The organism is Halorubrum cibi (genome assembly GCF_900182635.1).
In the GTDB taxonomy this organism is placed as follows: Archaea; Halobacteriota; Halobacteria; order Halobacteriales; family Haloferacaceae; genus Halorubrum; species Halorubrum cibi.
In genome coordinates, this window is sequence record NZ_FXTD01000001.1 from 132911 (window position 1) to 152699 (window position 19789).

At 67.9% G+C, this 19789-nt stretch carries 18 protein-coding genes; 4 read left to right on the forward strand and 14 right to left on the reverse strand.

Features of this window, described 5'->3' with window-relative positions; translation table 11 throughout:
* Positions 1-225: 225 nt before the first annotated feature.
* The 6 genes from FN829_RS00660 to FN829_RS00685 all read right to left on the reverse strand — a co-directional run bounded on the left by FN829_RS00660 (position 226) and on the right by FN829_RS00685 (position 6170).
* Complete coding sequence (locus FN829_RS00660; RefSeq protein ID WP_142985086.1) at positions 226-987, reverse strand: hypothetical protein; 762 nt, start codon at positions 985-987, stop codon at positions 226-228.
* A gap of 447 nt (positions 988-1434) precedes the next feature.
* On the reverse strand, positions 1435-2370 hold the full coding sequence (locus FN829_RS00665; protein WP_142985087.1) for an NAD-dependent epimerase/dehydratase family protein: 936 nt from the start codon (positions 2368-2370) through the stop codon (positions 1435-1437).
* A gap of 110 nt (positions 2371-2480) precedes the next feature.
* A complete protein-coding gene (locus FN829_RS00670) occupies positions 2481-3026 on the reverse strand; it encodes a hypothetical protein (protein ID WP_142985088.1) in 546 nt (181 codons plus the stop codon).
* Positions 3027-3271: 245 nt separating this feature from the next.
* Positions 3272-3853: a hypothetical protein gene (locus FN829_RS00675; RefSeq protein WP_142985089.1), complete on the reverse strand. Its 582-nt coding sequence runs from the start codon at positions 3851-3853 to the stop codon at positions 3272-3274.
* Positions 3854-3965: 112 nt separating this feature from the next.
* A complete protein-coding gene (locus FN829_RS00680; protein WP_142985090.1) occupies positions 3966-4343 on the reverse strand; it encodes a hypothetical protein in 378 nt (125 codons plus the stop codon).
* A 219-nt stretch (positions 4344-4562) separates the two neighbouring features.
* Positions 4563-6170, reverse strand: a complete 1608-nt coding sequence (locus FN829_RS00685; protein ID WP_142985091.1) for an ABC transporter permease — start codon at positions 6168-6170, stop codon at positions 4563-4565.
* Positions 6171-6287: 117 nt separating this feature from the next.
* On the opposite strand from FN829_RS00685, the gene FN829_RS00690 reads away from it, so the two are divergent.
* The 3 genes from FN829_RS00690 to FN829_RS00700 all read left to right on the forward strand — a co-directional run bounded on the left by FN829_RS00690 (position 6288) and on the right by FN829_RS00700 (position 9458).
* Positions 6288-6854 (forward strand): gluconate 2-dehydrogenase subunit 3 family protein, encoded by a 567-nt coding sequence (locus tag FN829_RS00690; RefSeq protein ID WP_142985092.1) that lies wholly within the window; start codon positions 6288-6290, stop codon positions 6852-6854.
* Complete coding sequence (locus FN829_RS00695; protein WP_142985093.1) at positions 6851-8515, forward strand: GMC family oxidoreductase; 1665 nt, start codon at positions 6851-6853, stop codon at positions 8513-8515. The genes FN829_RS00690 and FN829_RS00695 overlap by 4 nt, the downstream gene beginning before the upstream one ends.
* Positions 8516-8804: 289 nt before the next feature.
* Positions 8805-9458 (forward strand): dolichyl-phosphate hexose transferase, encoded by a 654-nt coding sequence (locus FN829_RS00700; protein ID WP_246066426.1) that lies wholly within the window; start codon positions 8805-8807, stop codon positions 9456-9458.
* Between the two features lie 123 nt (positions 9459-9581).
* On the opposite strand, the gene FN829_RS00705 is transcribed toward FN829_RS00700, so the two are convergent.
* The 4 genes from FN829_RS00705 to FN829_RS00720 are packed head-to-tail and all read right to left on the reverse strand — an operon-like array spanning position 9582 to position 15545.
* Positions 9582-11921 carry an ArnT family glycosyltransferase gene (locus tag FN829_RS00705; RefSeq protein WP_142985095.1) on the reverse strand — a complete coding sequence of 780 codons (2340 nt, stop codon included), beginning with the start codon at positions 11919-11921 and terminating at the stop codon, positions 9582-9584.
* Between the two features lie 29 nt (positions 11922-11950).
* Positions 11951-13162, reverse strand: coding sequence for an extracellular solute-binding protein (locus FN829_RS00710; protein ID WP_142985096.1), 1212 nt, complete (start codon positions 13160-13162; stop codon positions 11951-11953).
* Positions 13163-13201: 39 nt separating this feature from the next.
* Positions 13202-14383 (reverse strand): alpha-1 4-glucan-protein synthase, encoded by a 1182-nt coding sequence (locus FN829_RS00715; RefSeq protein ID WP_142985097.1) that lies wholly within the window; start codon positions 14381-14383, stop codon positions 13202-13204.
* 22 nt (positions 14384-14405) lie between these two features.
* Positions 14406-15545, reverse strand: coding sequence for a lysylphosphatidylglycerol synthase transmembrane domain-containing protein (locus FN829_RS00720; protein ID WP_142985098.1), 1140 nt, complete (start codon positions 15543-15545; stop codon positions 14406-14408).
* A gap of 124 nt (positions 15546-15669) precedes the next feature.
* Between FN829_RS00720 and FN829_RS00725 the strand changes: the two genes are divergently transcribed.
* Complete coding sequence (locus tag FN829_RS00725) at positions 15670-16239, forward strand: rhomboid family intramembrane serine protease (protein WP_142985099.1); 570 nt, start codon at positions 15670-15672, stop codon at positions 16237-16239.
* A 91-nt stretch (positions 16240-16330) separates the two neighbouring features.
* On the opposite strand, the gene rpsJ is transcribed toward FN829_RS00725, so the two are convergent.
* From rpsJ to FN829_RS00745, 4 genes are all read right to left on the reverse strand, one after another.
* Positions 16331-16639: a 30S ribosomal protein S10 gene (gene rpsJ / locus FN829_RS00730; protein WP_023497061.1), complete on the reverse strand. Its 309-nt coding sequence runs from the start codon at positions 16637-16639 to the stop codon at positions 16331-16333.
* Positions 16640-16642: 3 nt separating this feature from the next.
* The gene (tuf, locus tag FN829_RS00735; RefSeq protein WP_142985100.1) at positions 16643-17908 is read right to left on the reverse strand and encodes a translation elongation factor EF-1 subunit alpha; all 1266 of its coding nucleotides are present in this window, start codon (positions 17906-17908) and stop codon (positions 16643-16645) included.
* Positions 17909-18110: 202 nt separating this feature from the next.
* Positions 18111-19085, reverse strand: coding sequence for a homoserine dehydrogenase (locus tag FN829_RS00740; protein ID WP_142985101.1), 975 nt, complete (start codon positions 19083-19085; stop codon positions 18111-18113).
* On the reverse strand, positions 19082-19672 hold the full coding sequence (locus FN829_RS00745) for an amino acid-binding protein (protein ID WP_142985102.1): 591 nt from the start codon (positions 19670-19672) through the stop codon (positions 19082-19084). The genes FN829_RS00740 and FN829_RS00745 overlap by 4 nt, the downstream gene beginning before the upstream one ends.
* Between the last annotated feature and the right edge of the window lie 117 nt (positions 19673-19789).

Below are 19789 nucleotides of genomic sequence, written 5' to 3' on the forward strand. Positions count from 1 at the left end.
TGGGATTCAAGAGGGAACATCCTATGTACTCCAACGTCCGATATCGTCCGATCGGAGCACGTACTCGAGAAGACACAGCACCAACGAGATCATGAATCCGCCCACGTCGCTGGTGACGATCTCGCTCGGGAATCTCTGTGGATGGGGTAAGTGACGGGAACTCCGAGAAACGGGTCGAAGTTTACCGATTCGGATCAGACGTTCGTCGCCGATCGACGTATCCGGTCAAATATTGGCGATGAACATCTGAATCGCCTTGGGAAGCACGATGCTGAGCAACAGCTGTGACCAGATACTGAAGGTCGCTGGGTACTCTCTGGTTTCGCTCACGAGGCTCATTCGATGTTGAATGTCGTCGATGATATCCCGGTTGTCTCGTGGGACGGAATACGTCGCGACGTCCCATGGATCCTCTGTGTGCTGTCGTCTGGCTTGCTCCAATCGGTGAAGCTCACGTCGCTTCTCTCGGTGCATGAAGCGATGGAGGATGAAGACACCAAACGCGATCGTTGCGATCGTTCCGACCCACGCTAGCGTGAAAAACAGGTTCGTCGCCGCAGTGATCTCGACCGTCGGATCCGAGAGGATCGGCTCATAGATCACGAGCGCGAGGGCGATCAGACCGGCGGCCAGGTAATAGTACGCGTGTTTGATCAGTTCACCGAGCGGTCGGAGTCCACCCAAGCGTTCGGGATCGAGAAAGTGTATTCCCACGTCTGAGCGCCAGAGACGCCATGGTGCGAGCAGGACCACAGAGACGTATACGGCGAGAAACTGAGCGGCGATACTCAACCAGATCGGGTTGGCGACCGTGAATCCGAGAAATCCCGAAAGACCGTAGTCTCGATACACGGCAACCGGTCCGCCGAGCGAGAGAACTCGAATGTACGTCACGGCGACCGTCACGAGAAACAACCCCCACGGGAGCCAGTTCGGAACGATCTGAATCAGTCGTTCGGGATCGCTCGCTCGCTCCGAGACGTCCATCTCCCACATCACCTGGTGATAGCGCTGGCGCAGTGCGTGTGAACCGTACACCGCGTACAGTAACCCGATCGGTTGGAGAAGGAAAAACGGGTTCTCGAGGACGTGTGCGGTTCCCGTAGTCAGGTACGTTCTTCCCTGTAACGAGACTTCGACGGTGAGAATCATCACGACGGCGTACAGATACGACGGTCGTATCTCTCCCGGGAGCCGTTCGGACAGCCAGCCGAACCCGATCTTCCGTGCTACTCCGTCTAACCATAAGTCGTCGGTGAACTCGACGGAGAGTTCGGCGTCATCGACGACTCCGATCCCGGGATCACCCCCGCCGCCATCGAGTGCGTCGGGAGTTGAGCTTTCGCCGTCAATCATACTGCCAGTATGAAAACGAAACATGAAAAATCCGGATCAACGCGGAATCGGATCGGCACACACCGACCGAACTCGCCCTCACTCCACGATCTCGTCGATCAGCTGTCGCGCCGCGCGGCGGACCGCCTCGTCGCTCTCGATGGAGGGCTCCCAGCCGAGTGCGGCGAGGCGCTCGATCGACAGCCGCATCTTCGGCACGTCGCCGGTCCAGCCGCGGTCGCCGCCGGTGTAAGCGTACTCCGGGTCCACGCCGAGTTCCTCGCTCACGATGTCGGCGATCTCGGTGACCGAGGTCGTCGTCCGCGTCCCGAGGTTGTACACGTTGAGATCGTCGTCTGCGTGCTCGACGACGTGGCGGATCGCGTCGACGCAGTCGGTGACGTACATGTACGACTTCTCCTGGCGGCCGTCCCCGAGGATCTCGAGCTCCGTCGGGTCCTCCTCGAGCTTCTCGATGAAGTCGGGGATCACGTTGCCACGCTGGTGGGGACCGACGATGTTCGCGAACCGGAACACCCACGACCTGACTCCGTAGGAGTGCGCGTACGTCGATATCAACGCCTCGTCCGCCAGCTTCGAGGAGCCGTAGATGGAGATCGGTTCCATCGGCGCGTGGTCTTCCGGGGTCGGACGGGGCGCCTCCCCGTAGACGGTCGAGGAGGAGGTGAACGCGAAACGGTCGACGCCGACCTCGCGCACGCGCTCTAAGACGTTGTACGTCATCTCGGTGTTCGCCTCGAACAGCTCGCGGTCGTCCTCGTAGTTCGTGTCCGTGTACGCGGCGAAGTGGAAGACCACGTCGAGGTCGGCGGTGACGATCCCGGCGACGTCGTCGGGATCGGTCACGTCCGCCTCGACGAACTCGGCCCCCTCGGGGACGCGGTCGCGCTCACCCTTCGAGAGGTCGTCGGCCACTCGAACGGTCGCGCCCGCCTCGAGGAGACGGGCCGCGAGGTGGCTCCCGACCAGCCCCGCTCCGCCCGTGACCAGCACGCGTGAATCGGCGAGATCCATACGAATCCGTGGTGGGTGTGGGGTAAGTACGTGTGGGATTCGGACGGGCGGGCGGTTCGGAGCGTTCTCTGCGGGCACCCGGGGATCGGAACTCCGGCTGACTTCCGAAGTCAGAACCCCCAGCGGATACCGGACATCGTCCCGAGGATGGCGATCATCAAGAGGAGTTCGACCATGCTCAACATGCCGTACTTCTCGTTCAGTTCGGCGAGCCGCTCGTGGTCGGTGTCGTCGGCCGCGATCTCGTCGAACATCCCGGAGGTGAACGCGTGGAGGGGGCCGAACCCGAGCACGAGCAGCGCGGCCGCGAGCACGAGCGCCGCCCACAGCGACGGCGAGGGGGAGGAGAGAAGTCCCATCATCGAGGCGAGCCCGATCCCGGAGCCGACGACGCCGAGCGAGATCGGTTCCATGAGGAGGTTCATCCGCGGGACGAACCCCGACGCGAACTCGACGTTCGCCTCCTCCGAGAGCGACCCCATCACGGGGCCTAACACGACCGCGCCGAGCACCGCGGTGCCGAACCAGAACGCGCCCAAGAAGAGGTGGACGGTGAACATCGCCCGGACGTCGCCGGAGAGGTAGCCGACGACGGGCAAGAGGAGGGGAACCGCGATCGCGCCGACCGCGAACGGTCGGCTCGCGGCGTCGGCCATCAGGCGGTACCGTTCACGACGGGTCGAAGGTCTGTGTGCGTCGGCGAGTGACATGTCGGATCGCTCAGTGACGGATCGACCGTGTGGTATCGGATCCATAAGTGGTTTGGTTGGCACAAATACATGTGTGTGGGTTCGTCGAGATCGGATCCTTCCGGCGGGCTTTCGCGTGAAACAGCCGTTATATTTCGAATGCGTATTGTTCACCGAAACTCTACGGTGGTCATCGGAACTACTGGCTCTTCTCAGGGGGCGTGATAATCGACGGTGATCTCAGTCGGTCGGTCGGCACCGTTCAGATGCCAGAGAGTGAACGAATAGTCGTAATGATACTCAGGGGTGTCCGGGTCTGGCGGGAACGCTTGGTATGAGGTTACGTCGTATCGGAGTTGCCCGTTTCGGTAGACTGAGCGGTCGGTGAAGTCATCGACGACATCTTCGACGACATTCTCGGTTTCTTCGCTATAGTCCACGAGGGCGTCACCAGTTGGAAGGACGCCGACAATGACCGACATAAACTGCGTGTCCGGCTCAAACGTGCGGAACTCCGCTCCGGGGCCGCTGTCACCCTCTGCTGGGGTGAGTTCTCCCCAGTCGATGAGTTTGCGCGCGGCATCCGGATGCCCGAGTATTATTCCCCAGGCCGCGGGGACACCCTCCTCGGGTGTTGGTTGGTCATCAATAACCGCATCATAGGCAGTCGTTCCAAGCGATGAATTAACCTGTGGCTGAGCGTCGAATCCCACGGCGCTACAACCAGCAAGGCCAGTGAGGGCTGCTACACTGGAGAGGTGGAGGGTCTTCCGTCGTGACCATTCAGGGGCCATACGCACAGGTGACTATACCGGCTGTTATAACCGGCGCATTAAACTCAAAATGCCGTATTGATGCTTCAAAGGCAGGAGAATTCACTAGATCCCTTGTCTGTACTGAACTGATTCATGTCCCGCTTGTCGCAGTCCAGGTTGCGCTCGCTTCGACAGCAGTCTCGAAAGTGAGGTGAGCTACTTCTGGCGGATAATCCTCACCACCGCCTGCGGGGAGAAACTGGAAACTGATTTGTTCGCCAGTCTCTCCGAGCAGAGCTTCTAGAGTCACGATCTCACCCGATTCGGCGGTGACAAATTCACGACGGACAACCGTTTCACCGCCAGCGACTTCGGTGTCAACTTCGGCATCAAACTGCTCTAATTTAGTGTTTACCGAGACTCTCACAGGTCTGTCACCGGTATTTTCAATAACTAATGTCCCACCCGGATACTCAGGGGCCGTATTACCGCCTGGGAGCATTTTCGCACACCCTGCGAGTGATAGCATACCAGAGCAAGTTCCAATCCTCCGGAGAATTCGCCTTCGCTGCATACCTACACACTCAACCCATCAGCAAAATATCTGGTCATAAGTCAAGAATTCCTCTCGGATTCTCTGTACTGAACAGTTCTTCGACTATGTTGACCGGTGAGGGTCGAGCGGGTCATCGACGGAGGGCGAGACCGCGGTAGAGGGCGGTGAGACGCGAGTTCGACTCGCGCCGCCTCAGATCCCCTCTTCGCCCTCCTGTGCGAGGATGACCACCATCGAGAGCCCGGAGATGACGAGCAGGATGAGCGTCGGGACGACGGCGTACTGGTAGAGCGCGGTCTCCTGGGCGCGCCAGATCTGCGTGACGATCGTGTCGAACCCGGAGGGGCGGAGCACGAGGGTGACGGGCAGCTCCTTCATCGTCGTGAGGAACACGAGGGCCGCGCCGGCGACGATCCCCGATCGCGTGAGCGGGAGCGTCACGCGCCTGAACGCGCCGGTCGGCGACTCCCCGAGCGTGCGACCCGCCTCGACGAGCCGCCGGTCGACCTGAAGGATCGACGTCCGGGTCGACCCGACCGCCTGCGGGAGGAATCGAACGACATACGCGAACACGAGGAGGGGGAGCGTCTGGTAGAGCCACGGCACGTAGCCGGAGCCGAAGTAGACCAACGCGAGTGCCAACACGATCCCCGGAACCGCGAACCCGACGTACGTCGCCCGCTCGAAGACGGTCGCGAGCGGCGAGTCGTGGTTCGCGGCGAAGTACGCGACGGGGATCGCCGCGAGCGCGGCGACGACGGCCGCCGCCGCGGAGACCGACACCGAGTTGAGCACCTGTACCGGCTCGAACGCCATCGAGGGGCGCCGACCCGCCTCCGACCGGACCAGCCACAGCCCGAGGATCCACAGGGGCACGATCAGCGCGAACCCGGAGACGCCCGCCGGAAGCAGCGTCGCCGGCCAGCGCAGCCTGCCGAGCGACACGCGGTCGTTCGTCCGCCCCGCGTCGTCGCCGGTCGCGTTCCGGTCCGATCGGACGGCCCACTCCAGCGCGAGCACGAGGAGCACGACGACGAGGAGCTGCAAGGAGAGCAGCGCGGCGTAGTCGCGGCCGAACGCGTTGTACTCGACGTAGATCTGGCGGGTGAACACTGGCAGCCGCATGATGGAGGGCGTTCCGAAGTCGGAGACGGCGTACAGCGCCGCGAGCAGCGATCCGGCGGCGATCGCCGGCCGGATCGTCGGGAGCGTCACCCGGCGGAACGCCGCGAGCCGGCCGTGGTTCAGCGTGCGCGCGGCCTCCAAGAGGGTCGTGTCGAACGACAGCAGCGCGGCCCGCGTCGTCAGGTAGACGTACGGGTACGTGTACAGCGCGATGACGAGGATCGAGCCGGAGAGCCCGGTGATCTCGGGCACGCGCGCGACACCCAGCGGCGCGAGCACCTCGTGGAACTCGCCTTGCGGGCCGAACGCGGAGACGAACGAGAAGGCGCCGACGTAGCTCGGCACGACGAGGGGGAGCGCGACGGCGACCGACCAGAACCGCCGGAACGGGAGGTCCGTCCGCGTGGTGAGGTACGCGAGCGGGACGCCGACCGCGATCGAGAGGGCGGTGACGCCGGCCATCAACAGCAGGCTGTTGACGAGCACCTCGGCGGTGGCCGCACTGAACAGCAAGTCGGTCGCGCGCTCCCGCTCGACCGCGGCCGCCTCGATGACGAGCCACGCCAGCGGGAACACGAGCGTCGCGGCGATCGCCGCACACAGCAGCGTCAGGCCGAGCGGGAGTCGGTCCTCCCCGTCGGTCAGGTGGTCGCGGATCCGGTGTCGCAGGGTCATGGTGCGGGAAGCGGAGTCGTTGCCTCCAAGCGAGGGCGCGCCCGGCGTTAGGGGTTCCGATCGTCCGGCGGACGCGCTCCGACGGATATAAGGATTTAGGGCCACCTAAAATCTTCCATGGAACTGACGCGACGCGACGCGGCGGCCGCGCTGGCCGCGGTAGGCGCGACGGGCGGCGTCGCGCTCGGCGTCCGTCGAGCGGGCGACGGGAGCGCGAGCGGCGCGGACGGGGCCGTCGGCGACGGAGAAAGCGGCGAGGAACTCCCCGACGACGGGGCGGTCCGCGAGGCGATGGCCGCGATCGCGACGACGGTCTACCCGGAGGCGGTCTCGGGCGTCGACGCGTTCGTCGACGGCTTCCTCGACGGTCGACTCGACGGCTCGGCACACGGCGAGGGGATCCGCGCGGCGGTCGCCGAGCTCGAGTCGACGGCGCGGTCGTGGTACGACGCCCCCGTCGCCGAGCTCTCGGTGGCGGACCGCGACGAACTGCTACGCGGACTCGGCGCGGACACCGCCGAGGAGAACCCGCACGGCACGACCGCGGAGCGGGTGCGGTACTACGTCGTCAACGAGCTCCTGCTCGCGCTGTACGCCTCGCCGACCGGCGGCGAGTTGGTCGGGATCGAGAACCCGCAGGGGTACGCCGGCGGGGCCGAAAGCTACGCGCGGGGGCCACCGTGAGCGGCGCCGAAAGCGTTGGAGACGGTCGATCGGACGCCGGAGGTGGGTCGCGAGGCGACGGCGTCGACCGCACGCCGGTCCCGGACGCGGACGTCTGTGTCGTCGGCGCGGGGCCGGCGGGAGCGCTCGTCGCGGATCGACTGGCGGGCGAGCACGAGGTCGTGGTGCTCGACGCCGGGCCGCGCTTCGACCCCGACGAACGACTCGCCAGACAGGAGCGGGCGATCCGTCCCTTCTACGACCGCCCGGACGTGTGGGGAGTCGGCGGCGACCGCGACGCTCACGAGAACGCGGGCGAGCGGGCGTACCCCCTGAACCACGCCCGCGTGAAGGGGGTCGGCGGGTCGACGCTCCACTGGCAGGGGATGGTGATGCGCCTCCACGAGGACGACTTCAACTCCGGGACGGTCCGTGGCGTCGGCCCGGACTGGCCCATCGACTACGACGACCTGCGTCCCTACTACGCCGAGGCCGAGCGCGAGCTGGGCGTCGCGGGCGGGAGCGGCGTCGACAACCCCTACGCGCCGCCCCGTGAGGAGCCGCACCCGATGTCAGCCTTCGAGCCCTCCTACAGCGACTCGCTTTTCGCCGAGGCCTGCGAGTCGCTCGGGATCGACATACACTCGGTGCCGAACGCGCGCAACTCCGAGCCGTACGACGGCCGGTCGCCCTGCGTCGGCTACGGCACCTGCCAGCCCGTCTGTCCCTCGGGGGCCAAATACGACGCGACCGTCCACGTCGAGCGCGCCGAAGAGCAGGGCGCGACCGTGATCGACCGCGCGAACGTCGGGACGCTCGAGCACGACGACGAGGACAGGGTGACGGCGGCCGTGTACGCGACCCCGGACGGCGAGGAGCACCGACAGGAGGCCGACGCCTTCGTCGTCGCCGCCGGCGGCGTGGAGACGCCGCGGCTCTTCCTTTTATCCGCCTCCGAGCGCTACCCGGACGGCCTCGCGAACGGGAGCGGCCACGTCGGGGAGTTCTTCATGGACCACCTGTTCACGGGCGCGGGCGGCACGCTCGACGAGCCGACCCGACAGAACCACGTCGGATTCTACACGAGCGCGTGCGACCAGTTCTACGACGAGGCCGACGAGAGCCGAGCCCCGTTCAAACTGGAGTTCTTCAACTACGCCGGCCCCTCGCCGGTCGAGATGGCGCTGTCGGGTGAGGACTGGGGCGATCCGCTTTTAGAGCGCCTCTGCGACGGCTACGGGAATCACGTCGCGATGGGTGGACTGGTCGAACAGGCCCCGCAGGCGGACAGCAGGGTGACGCTCGCGGAGGACCACACCGACGACCACGGCAACCCGGTCCCCCGGATCGAGTGGTCCGTGGACGACCGCGCGCTCGACACGATCGAGCGCACGAACGAGATACAGGTCGAAATTCTGGAGGAGCTCGGCGCGGACGTGGAGTGGGTCGCCGGCCCGGACGCGACCGGCCCCGCCTACCACCACATGGGGACGACGCGGATGAGCGACGACCCCGATCGCGGCGTCGTCGACGCCGACTGCCGGGCACACGACCTGGAGAACTGCTGGATCGCCTCCAGTTCCGTCTTCCCCACGAGCGGGGCCATGAACCCCACGCTCACCATCGCCGCACTCGCGCTCCGGGTCGCCGACGACGTAGACGCGCGGCTCGCGGGAACGTGAAACCGAACGAACGCGCGTTTCACTGGCGTATGACCTGATTCACAGATTTTTTAGGCAAACCTAAAAATTCAAGTGCGTGTGGATCGAGTTGCGGGTAATGAGCGACTCAGTACACGCGACGAACGGGACCGCGGCTTCCGTCGAGACGGAGTCCGATGCGGCGATCGACGCGACGGACGCGACCGATGACGCCGCGAGCGCCGCCGCCGACGCGGCCATCACGTCCGACGACGACGCCGGCGACGCCGGCGACGCCGACGAGTACACCTTCGACGACCTGAGCGTCGTGATGGGCACGTACAACGAGGAGGAGGCGATCGGGACCGTCCTCGACGACGTCGAGTCGGTCACCGACGGGAAGGCTGAGATCGTCTGCGTCGACGGCTCCGACGACCGGACGCCGGAGATCGCCCGCGAGCACGGCGCGCGCGTCGTCGAGCAGGAGCCACAGGGGTACGGCGTGGCGGTTCGCGAGGCGATCCTGACGCCCGACCGCCCTGTGGTCGTCACGACCGACTGCGACGACACCTACCCGATGGAGGCGCTGCCCGAGTTCCTCGCCGAGGTCAACGACGGGGCCGACGTGGTGAGCGGCGACCGGCTCTACCACGGCGCGGAGGCGATGCCGGCGTTCAACCGCCTCGGGAATCACGCGTTCGCGGCCGTCGCGAGCCTGCTGATGGGCGAGCGCGTCCACGACACCACCACCGGGATGCGCGCGTACCGCCGCGAGGTCGTCGAGGAGATCGGCTGGACGGAGAACACGGGGCTGTCCGCGGAGCTTCTGATCCGCCCGCTGATGCGCGGCTACGACGTGCGCGAGCGCCCGATCCACTACGCCGAGCGGCTCGGCGACACGAAGCTCGACCCGATCGGCGGCGGCGCGGCCATCGCGAAATCGATCGTCACCGTCTGTCTCGAGGAGCAGCTGCGGCGGTTCTGACGGGACCGCCTCGATTTCGAACCGGACGGCGGTCCACACACAGTGGGCATCCCGGACCGCCGCCGGTGACGTTTTTAAACTCGTGAGCGGCGGCGACGACCAGTCGTCACCGAAACACTCGTCTCACTCCTCGGCCGCTTCCGCGTCCGTCTCGAAGACGACCCACTCGGGGTGGGTGTCGGGCTCGTCCGGGAGGTAGGTCCCCTCGTTCCCGCACTCGGTGACGAGCCGACAGGTCGAGCGCTCGGGCGGCCAGACGGCCTCGACGCGCTCGCCGTCCTCACCCGCCTCGCCGCCCTCCGTCACCCGAACCGTGACCTCCTGCCGGTAGGTGTACGTCGCGCCCGCGGGGTCGACGAGCGTCACCGTCACGGCGACCACGTCGCCCTCGGGGTCGAACGGGACCGACTCGGCCGAGCCGTCGGCCGCGTCCGCCGCCGCGCCTCCCGCACCCGGCAGTCGCACGCCGTCCGGCGTCACCGTCCAACCGACAGCGAGCGAGTCGTCGGGGTCAGTCACCGTGTAGGAGACGTGGTCCGGGCCGCCCTCGCCGCCTCGACGCGGGTCCACGCGCACCTGCGCGCGAGCGACGCGGTCCGGGACGCCGACGGTCGTCTCGGCGGCGAGTTCGGAGCCGGACCGCCGGTCGAGCGATTCCAGTTTCGGCGTGACGTACACGTCGGGATTCGGGGTCCAGGTACCTCGGTAGCCGTAGCGGTACAGCGTCCGGTCGGGATACGCGTCGAGCACCGCGAAGTCCTCGACCGGGTCGCGGCCGAGCGCGTAGACGACGTCGCCGTCGAGCCCCGGCCCGTTCCGGAGGTACTGGAACGGGTGGTTCTGCCACTCGCCGTACGGCGTCGGGAGGAAGACGAGCCCGTCCTCGAAGTCGGTCGCGTCGATCGGCGCGTACGCCGCCTCGTGTTTCGCGTCGACCGCGGCGTTCCGGTCGATCGGCTCGGAGGCCGCGTCCACGGCGGCGACGCCAGCGACGGCGACCGCGCTGACGACGACGACCGCGACCGCGACGCGGGCGACCGTGGGAGGGACGTCCCGACGCACGAGCCGCTCGCGCGCCGAGGCGAGCGCCCGCCACCCGGCGGCGACGGCGAGCCCGCCGAAGACCGACAGCGGCACGAGCAGGTCGAAGTGGTAGAAGGGACCGAACAGCGACGCGAGCCCGTCGGTCGGGTCCGCGAGGTCGGCGAGCGCGTTGTGCGTCCCCCAGAAGAACAGGTTGCCGACGACGACCGCGACCGCGACGCCGACGAGGAGCAGGGCGGCCGTTCGGCGGAATCGGGGCGAGCCGGGAGCGGTCGAGGAACCCGCGGATTCGCCACCGCCGTCGCCGTCGGCCGCCGCGAGATCGCTCGGGTCCCCGCTCGCGAACCAGCCGCGGAGCGCGACCGCGCCGCCGGCGAGCGCGAGGGCCGTCCCGAGCGAGCCGCCGGCGAGCCACCGGGTCGCGATCTCGGCGAGCGCGTAACCGTTGGACTCCAGCGCCAGTCCGAGCGTGTACTCGACTGAGTGCCCCAGGATCCGCCGCTCGCCGAAGCCGGGTCCGTCCATCGGCGCGAACGCCTGGTAGGGGAAGGTGAGCGGCGACCCCGTCATCCGGACGTTGTACGCGAGCGTGACTGCGACGAAGAGGGTGCCCAAAAGCGCCGTGAGCCCGTGCCGACGGACCGGGTCGGGAAGCCCGCGGACGCCGGCGACGACGAGCGCGCGTGGCGTCGCCCTCGTCGACTCGGCGCCGAACCGCCGGGTCGCCGAGATCACCCGCCACAGGGCGTGACAGATGAACGGGGCGGCGAACAGCACCGCGGTGTACGGGCGCGCGAAGAAGGCGATCCCGATCGTGACTCCCGCGAGTCCGGCGGCCGGGAGCGATCCGTCGCGGACGCTCCGGAGGTACGCGACCGCGAAGACCAGGTTGAAGAAGGTCGTCGGCGCGTACGGGAGGAAGGTGGAGGTGGTCGCGATCGCCATCGGCGACGCCGCGAAGAGGACGGCCGCGGCGAGACCCGCCCGCCGGCCGAACGAGAGCGACCCGAGCAGGTACACTAAGGCGGCGTTGCCGGCGGCGACCGCCGCGAGCGTCACGCGCGGCTCGCCGAACAGGAGCATCGAGACCCCGAACGTCGCCGCCGGAACGGGGTTGTACTTCGGGTAGAGCCGGCCGCCGTCCTCGATGAAGAACCACGGGTGAAAGGCGTCCGCGAGCGGTCCCGCGTGGAACTCCAGCTGGCCGCCCAAGAGCAGCGCGGCCTGCGTGAGGTAGACGCCTTCGTCGTGGTTCGCGGAGTGGTGTGAGAAGACGGTCGCGGCGACCGCGAACGTCAGGACGCCAGCCGTGAGCGAGACGAGCGCCGCGGCCGCGGTGACTCGGTCAGCACGGGCGAGTCGCTGGCGGAGACGAGTCGCGAGTCGGCGCGGACGGACGGACGGGGGAAGAACTGACACGAACGGTGATCTGGCGGTGGAACGAGCGTTCAGATCTGGACGCCGGCCTCGCGCATGAGGTCGATCGTCGGTTCGAGGTTCGACAGCTCGGCCAGGTCGATGTCGGGGACGTCGAGCTCGTCGATCGTCGGGAGGTCGCCGATCGGCTCCACGTCGGGGATGAGCGGGTACTCGAAGGTGGAGCGCGCGAAGTAGTCCTGCGCCTCCGCCGACAGCAGGTGGCGGACGAAGTTCGACGCGAGGTCGGCGTCGCTCGCGGTGTCGACGACCGCCGCGCCGGCGACGTTGAACACCGCGCCCGCGTCGCCCTCGGTGAACGCCGTGGCGATCGGGGCGTTCGGGTTACCGTCGAGCACGCGCTGGATGTAGTAGTGATTCGTGAACGCCGCGTCGATCGCGCCGTCGGCGATCTCCTGACAGGTGCGGAACTCGTCCGGGTACGTCGTCGCGCCGCGCTCGACCATCGCCTCCAGCCACTCGAGCGTCGCGTCCTCGCCCTCGATGAGCCGCATCGCGGTGATGAACGCCTGTGCGGAACCGTACGACGGGGCCCACCCCAGGTCGCCGGGGAACTCCTCGGGGTACGCCATGACGTCGTCCGGCAGGTCGCTCTCGTCGAACTCGTCGGTGTTGTACGGGACCGTCCGAGCCCGCCCGGAGGTACCCACCCACTGCTCCGTGCGGAACTCGGAGCGGACCTTCTCGGCCACGTCGGCGGGTAGCGCCTGCGTGCGCCCCGCGTCGGCGAGCGCGCCGAGCGACCCCGCGTTCACCGAGTAGAACACGTCCGCCGGCGACCCCTGTCCCTCGTTGACGATCTGGTTCACGAGGTCCGTCGATCCGGCGTATCGGACGGTCAGATCGAAGTCGTCGTAGAGGTCGTCGATGTAGCTCACGAGCTCGCCGACGAGGAACTCGCCGCGTCCGGAGTAGACGGTGAGTTCGCCCGACAGATCGGGCATCTCGGCCATCGGCGTCCCACCGGGAGCACCGCGACCCTCGCGACCCGAACCGATCTGGCCGACCGCCGATTCGGGATCGCCGCCACCGCCACCGCCACCGCCGTCACCGGCCTCGCCGTCGCCGCTCGCGTCCTCGTCGCCGCTCCCGGAACAGCCCGCGATCCCGGCGACGCCGACCGAGCCGGCCGCGGCGAGGAACCGCCGTCGTCGCACGTTTCTCCCGTCGTCGCGTCCGCCGCCGTCGCGTTCGTCGCGTCCGTTGAATTCGTGTCCAGTCATGTGTTTTAGGCTTGCCTAAATACGTTTAATCGTGTCGATTCAATCGTCCGCGGGCGCCGGCGTCCGCCGGATCGCGTCCAGACAGTCGAGCCAGTCGCGCATGTACTCGCCGCAGTGGTTGAGGAACGCGCCGTTGTTCCACTCGGAGAAGTCTCCCTCCGCGAGCGCGTCGGCCGTCTCGGCGAAGACGGCCGCGAACGAGTCGGCGTCGTCCCCCTCCTCGTCGACGACCTCCCAGACGTGCTCGTTCAGCTCCAGCCCCGCCACCTCGTTCGCGAGGTCGTCGAACGTCGAGCGCGCGGCCTTGTTGTGCTCACACAGCGGCCCGCCGTTGTAGATACGCTTGCCGAGCACGTCGCAGGCGCGCTTCAAGAAGAGGCCCGACCAGATGTCGTCGAAGCGCCCCACGTCCCACTCGTTGTCGTCCATCGGCAGCTGGTAGAACGCCGGGATCACCTCGCGGCGGAACGCGAGGTTCATCGAGCAGACGGTGAGGTAGTTGCCGCGCGCGGCGACGAAGTCCTCGTCGAAGTCGTCGGCGGTCGTCCGCGTCTGCGCCTGCCCCTCCAGGTCGCCGTCCATCAGGATCCGGACCGCGTCGAGGTCGGGGACGTTCGTCCACAGCCCCTGCGAGGCGACGACCTCGCCGGGCTCGACCTCGGCGGTCCCCGTCTCGACCGTCTCGTCCATCGCCGAGTACGGGTAGCCGCGGGGGTAGAGACCGTGTTCGTCGGCGTTGTCGTAGAGGACGTTCACCCAGTTCTCGTCCGAACTGACGCGCTCGATCGAACCACCGAACGCGAGGTTCCCCATGTGACGACCGAAGTAGTCCGTATCGTCGTGCGGGAGCGTGTCGTCGTCGATGAAGACCCCGTACTCGAACTCGGGGTTCGCCCACATGTACAGCAGGCCGAAGCTCGTCTCCGCGTGGCTGGCGGCCGGGACGACGTGGCCGTACTCCGCGACCCCGTTGGCCTCGTACCACTCCTCGCGACCGGTTCCGTCGAAGACCTCGCCGGAGACGGCCAGATCGTCGAGCATCTCGCGCATCGATTCGACCTCACAGAAGTCCTCGGTGATCAACACGAAATGGAGCCGTGAGACGTCGAATCCGTGCGTGCGGGCGTTCTCGACGTACGCGCGGATACACTCGTACTCCCGGATCGTGGGAACGATCACGCAGACGTCCCGCGTGTCCCCTCGTGTGCTGCGTTCGTCCATGTCTCCAAGTTTTTAGGCCAGCCTAAAAACTTGGCGGTCCGGTCGCAGACGGGTCGCCCTCGCCGGTCGCGGGCTCTCCCTCCTCGGCGCCGGCTGTCGGGAGGCGATCGAACGCGAGCGCGGCCAGCCCGCCGCCGCCGAGCGTGACGACGTTCTTCAGCGCGTGGTCGAGGACCGCCGCGACGACCGCCGTCTCCACGGGGATCGCGGTGGTGCCGACGACGAGTCCGACGAACGCCGCCTCGTAGAGTCCGATGCCGCCCTGCGAGAGCGGCAGCACCTTCGCGAGGTTCCCGGCGCTGACCGCGAGCGTCCCGACCGTCACCAGCGTCACCGTCGGAACCGACCCGCCGCCGACACCCCCGACGAGCGCCGCGAGCACGAGCACCGCGGTGACGACGTCGAGCCCCCACACGAGGAGGCTCCCGGCGTAGACCCGAGCCAGCCCGCGCGGCGCGACGGCGACGACGCGAACCGCCGCGCCGAACCGGACCGCGGCGTCGACGATCCCGGAGAGTCGTGAACTCTCGGAGAGCCGAGAATCCTCGACGCGGGCGCGGAGCGCGGAGCCGAACTCCCGGTCGCTCCGCGCGACCGCGACCGTCGAGACGGCGAGGAGAACCGCGACGACGGCGAGCGCGCCCGCAGCCGCGAGGGGCGTCGAGGCACCCGCCGTCCCGACCGAGCGGTCCCCGAGCAGGAGGGTCGCGAGGGCGGTCCCGCCGAGCGTGACGATCGCCACGAGGTCGAAGCCGCGTTCGACCGCCAGCGAGGCGACGCCGGTCGGGTAGGGGACCTCGTGCCGGCGCTTGAGGAGGTACGCCCGCACCCCGTCGCCGGCGCGCGCCGGGACGACGAGGTTCACCGTCTGGCTCGCGAACACGGCCGCGGTGAGGAAGCCGACGCCGTGTCGACGGTCCATCGGCGCGAGCACGTCGCCGTACCGCTGCCCGCGGAGCGGCCACGAGAGCAGGTACGCGAGGAGGGCGAACGCGAGGAGCCGCGGGTCCGCCTCGGCGACTGCCGCGAGAACCGTGTCCGCGTCGAGGGTCCGCGAGAGCACTGCGAGGCCGAGCACGAGGACGACGACGGTCCCGACGAGGGTGAGTCGGCCGCGTGTGAGTCGGCGGGAGAGCCGGTCGCGAAGCCGTTCCTCTGACATACACTCGTTTAGGCATGCCTAAAACATATAACGCTGGCGGTTCGATCGGCGACTCCCGGTCCGCCGGCCGGCCCGAACGGTCCGGCGATCGAGTTTAATTCGACTCGGACCGAAGGGACGATCGATGCGCGCCACGCTCGAGACGCTCGTGATCGTCTGCGTCGTCGGCCTCGCACAGGCCGCGTTGAGTCTCGTCGGTCTCGGGTCGTCGCTGGCGCTCTCGACCCCGTTGTCGGTCGCGCCGTGGACGGTTCTCACGAGCGTGTACGCACACGGCTCCGTGAGCCACCTGCTCGCGAACGCGCTCGGTCTACTCCTCGTCGGCCCGCTCGTCGAGCACCGGACGACCCGGCTCCGGTTTCACGCCTTCGTCGTCGCCACCGGTGCGCTCGCCGGAACGACGCAGGTAGTCATCGGCGGGCTCGTCGGCCCGTCGACCGCGGTGCTCGGGATCAGCGGCGCGGTCTTCGCGCTCGGCGGGTATCTCCTCGCCAGCAACGTCGTGAGCGCGACGCTGTTCGACCGCCTGCGACTCTCCGTCCGAGCACAGTTCGTCCTCTTCGCCGGGCTCGCCGTCCTCCTCACGTTCGCGACGGCCGCACCCGGCGTCGCGCTGATCGCACACGCCGCCGGAGCGTTCGTCGGGCTTCTCGCCGGACGCGCGCGGCTGCTGGAGTACGACCACACGAGATAGCGGCCGCTACCGCGGTGACGGACCGAGGACGGCGGCGCTGTCCGGGATGAAAAACGAAAACGGAGAGCGTGGCGCGAACGCGCCTTAGCGCTTAGTCCTCGAGAACGATCTCGATGCTGACGTCGTTGGGCACCTGGACGCGCATGAGCTGACGGAGCGCGCGTTCGTCGGCGTCGATGTCGATCAGCCGCTTGTGGACGCGCATCTCCCAGTGCTCCCACGTCGCCGTCCCCTCACCGTCCGGGGACTTCCGCGACGGGATCTCCAGCGTCTTCGTCGGGAGCGGGATCGGGCCCGACAGGGCGACCCCCGTCGAGTCCGCGATCTCGCGGACGTCGTCGCAGATGGCGTCGAGGTCCTCGGGGCTGGTACCGGCGAGGCGGACGCGTGCCTGCTGCATCGATTATCGCTCGTTGACTTCGAGCACTTTCCCGGCCGCGATGGTCTGACCCATGTCGCGGATGGCGAAGCTGCCGAGTTCCGGGATCTCGCCGGACGGCTCGATGCTCAGCGGCTTCTGCGGGCGAACGGTGACGACCGCGGCGTCGCCCGACTTGATGAAGTCCGGGTTCTCCTCGGCGACCTCGCCCGAGGAGGGGTCGATCTTCTGGTCGATCGACTCGATCGTACAGGCGACCTGCGCCGTGTGCGCGTGGAAGACCGGAGTGTAACCGGCCGTGATCACCGACGGGTGCTGCATGACGACGACCTGCGCCTTGAACGTCTCGGCGACGCTCGGCGGGTCGTCGGCGGGACCACACACGTCGCCGCGACGGATGTCGTCCTTGCCGAGACCGCGGACGTTGAACCCGACGTTGTCGCCGGGCTCGGCCTTGGGAACCTCCTCGTGGTGCATCTCGACCGTCTTCACCTCGCCGCCCACGTCGGACGGCTGGAAGGAGACGTTGTCCCCCGTCTGGAGGATCCCGGTCTCGACGCGTCCGACGGGGACGGTCCCGATGCCGGAGATGGTGTAGACGTCCTGGATGGGGAGTCGGAGCGGTGCGTCCGTCGGCGGCTCGGACTCCGGCAGGTCGTTGAGCGACTCCAGCAGGGTGGGGCCGTCGTACCAGCCGGTGTTCTCGGACTCCTCGGCGATGTTGTCGCCCTCGAACGCCGAGATCGGCACGAACGTCGTGTCGTCGGTCGCGAAGCGAACCTGGTTGAGCAGGTTCTTGACCTCCTCGACGACCTCGTCGTAGGAGGACTCCTGGTAGTCGACCAGGTCCATCTTGTTGACGCCGATGATGAGCTCGTTGATGCCCAGCGTGCGGGCCAGGAACACGTGCTCTCGGGTCTGGGGCGCGACGCCGTCGTCTGCCGCGACGACGAGGACCGCGTTGTCGGCCTGCGAGGCACCCGTGATCATGTTCTTCACGAAGTCACGGTGGCCCGGGCAGTCGACGATGGTGAAGTAGTACTTGTCCGTGTCGAACTCCTGGTGGGCGATGTCGATCGTGACGCCACGCTCGCGCTCCTCGGCGAGGTTGTCCATCACGTAGGCGAACTCGAAGCCGCCCTTGCCCTTCTCTTCTGCTTCCTCGCGGTGCTGCTCGATTACGTGCTCGGGGACGCTCCCCGTCTCGAAGAGGAGTCGGCCCACGAGCGTACTCTTGCCGTGGTCGACGTGGCCGATAATGGCCAGATTCTGGTGCGGTTTGTCACTCATGGGGTAATCACGCGCTAAGGCGCTCTGTGAGTACGTTTTCGGTTGATTCCACTAAAACGGTTTCGATACGGCTTACGGCCGATCGCGACGCCGTCACCTGATTCCTGTGATCGGGGAACACGGCAGACCGACGCACGGTCGGGAACCGTTCACCGAAGGATCGCGAAGCGATCGCCTCGAGGCCGTTTCCCGCTCCTCGGCGTCAGCCCAGCCGACCCACGTCGCCGAGGATCGCGCTCGCCGTCTCGGGGCCGCCCGCGCCGCGTCCGGAGATGTTGAGCCGCCCCGCGTGCGTGGTCTCTATCTGAACGATGTTCTGCGTGCCCGAGACCGCGAGCGTCCCGTTCTCCTGGACGAGCCGCGGAGCGACGCGCACCGTCTCTCCCGTCGCCTCGCCGATCAGCCGGACCGTCCGGCCGTCCTCGGCGGCGAGTCGGAGGACCGACCCCGGCACGTCGCGGATCCCTTCGACCGACGCGTCCTCGAGCGAGAACTCCCGGGCGTCGGCCGGGTCGTCGGCCCCGCCGAAGGAGAGCACGTTCGCGAGGATGACGCACTTCAGGGCGGCGTCGGTCCCGTCGACGTCGAAGGAGGGATCCGCCTCCGCGACGCCGAGGTCCTGCGCCTCCGAGAGCACGTGATCGTAATCGAGCCCCTCCGCGGCCATGCGCGTGAGGATGAAGTTCGCGGTCCCGTTGAGCACGCCCCGAACCGCGGTGACGTGGCTCGGCTCGATGTCCTCGACCGTCGACACCGCCGGGATCGCCCCGCCGACCGTCGCCTCGAAGCGCACGTCGCCGGCGCTGTCGGCGGCGAGCGCTTGGAGATCGCCGTACCGCTCGGCGACCGGCCCCTTGTTCGCCAACACGACGTGACGGTCCCGCTCGAGGGCGGTCCGGACGTGTGAAAAGCCCGGCTCGGCGTCGCCGAGCGTCGTCGGCGTCGCCTCCACGAGGACGTCGTAGTCGGCCGCGAGCGCGTCCGCGGGGTCGTCGTCGCCGACGATCCCGGTCTCCGCCTTACGCGTGACGACCGCCTCGGCGTCGACGCCGTCGGAAGAACCCGCGACGATCGCGCTCGAGGAGTCCGCGACGGCGACGACCTCGTGGCCGTGCTCGCCGGCCAGTTCGACGACGGACCGACCGACCGCGCCCGCGCCGATGACGGCGAGCCTCACGCTTCCACCCCCGCGAGCGGCGCGACGACGCGAAGCTCCTTCTCGTCGGCGATCTCACGGACCGCCGCGATCGCCTCCGCCGTCTCGCCCGAGCGCGCCTCCAGACGAAGCCGGGCGCTCGAGACCTCCTCCGTCCCCTGCGGGGCCGCGAGCGACACGTCCGCGACCGACGCCGACGCGGACGCCTCGATCCGCGAGAGCGTATCGGAGAGATCGGTGTCGATGAGGTGACCGAACAGGACCAGAGTGATCTCCTCGGCGTACCGCTCCGTGCCGGCCTGCATCACCGTGATCCCCTCCGCGCGAAGCGCCTCGACTATCCCCTCGAAGCGCTCCGGCGTCGCCTCGAAGTCGACCTCGACCGGGATCCGGCCGCGCGGGGTCTTGTTCCCGCGTTCGTGGTAGATCGACAGCAGGTTGCCGCCGTTGTTCGCGATCGGCTGGAGCGCCGCGAGCAACTGTCCCGGCTCGTCGACGAGCTCCAGTCGAACCGTGTGCGTCGACGGCGAGGAGGGATCGTGCCCGCCGTCGGCCGCCGGGTCCGATCCGGCCGCCGCCTCGGGCGCGCCGTCTCGAGTGTCGCTCACGCGACCACCTCCGGTGACCCCGCCGCCGTCAGGCACGTTCCTGTCGGCGCGGAGCGGCCGCTCGCTTGCTCCGTACCGATGCGTCGATCGGGGATCGTGCCCGTCTGCATACCCGAA

What these genes read in the sequence shown, in the direction of transcription:
- FN829_RS00685 (WP_142985091.1), bottom strand. Translation starts at nt 6,170, where the DNA reads ATGACCCTGCGACACCGGATCCGCGACCACCTGACCGACGGGGAGGAC.
- FN829_RS00680 (WP_142985090.1), bottom strand. Translation starts at nt 4,343, where the DNA reads ATGCTATCACTCGCAGGGTGTGCGAAAATGCTCCCAGGCGGTAATACG.
- FN829_RS00660 (WP_142985086.1), bottom strand. Translation starts at nt 987, where the DNA reads ATGGACGTCTCGGAGCGAGCGAGCGATCCCGAACGACTGATTCAGATC.
- FN829_RS00725 (WP_142985099.1), top strand. Translation starts at nt 15,670, where the DNA reads ATGCGCGCCACGCTCGAGACGCTCGTGATCGTCTGCGTCGTCGGCCTC.
- tuf (WP_142985100.1), bottom strand. Translation starts at nt 17,908, where the DNA reads ATGAGTGACAAACCGCACCAGAATCTGGCCATTATCGGCCACGTCGAC.
- FN829_RS00710 (WP_142985096.1), bottom strand. Translation starts at nt 13,162, where the DNA reads ATGACTGGACACGAATTCAACGGACGCGACGAACGCGACGGCGGCGGA.
- FN829_RS00690 (WP_142985092.1), top strand. Translation starts at nt 6,288, where the DNA reads ATGGAACTGACGCGACGCGACGCGGCGGCCGCGCTGGCCGCGGTAGGC.
- FN829_RS00675 (WP_142985089.1), bottom strand. Translation starts at nt 3,853, where the DNA reads ATGGCCCCTGAATGGTCACGACGGAAGACCCTCCACCTCTCCAGTGTA.
- FN829_RS00720 (WP_142985098.1), bottom strand. Translation starts at nt 15,545, where the DNA reads ATGTCAGAGGAACGGCTTCGCGACCGGCTCTCCCGCCGACTCACACGC.
- FN829_RS00700 (WP_246066426.1), top strand. Translation starts at nt 8,805, where the DNA reads ATGGGCACGTACAACGAGGAGGAGGCGATCGGGACCGTCCTCGACGAC.
- FN829_RS00670 (WP_142985088.1), bottom strand. Translation starts at nt 3,026, where the DNA reads ATGGCCGACGCCGCGAGCCGACCGTTCGCGGTCGGCGCGATCGCGGTT.
- rpsJ (WP_023497061.1), bottom strand. Translation starts at nt 16,639, where the DNA reads ATGCAGCAGGCACGCGTCCGCCTCGCCGGTACCAGCCCCGAGGACCTC.
- FN829_RS00715 (WP_142985097.1), bottom strand. Translation starts at nt 14,383, where the DNA reads ATGGACGAACGCAGCACACGAGGGGACACGCGGGACGTCTGCGTGATC.
- FN829_RS00665 (WP_142985087.1), bottom strand. Translation starts at nt 2,370, where the DNA reads ATGGATCTCGCCGATTCACGCGTGCTGGTCACGGGCGGAGCGGGGCTG.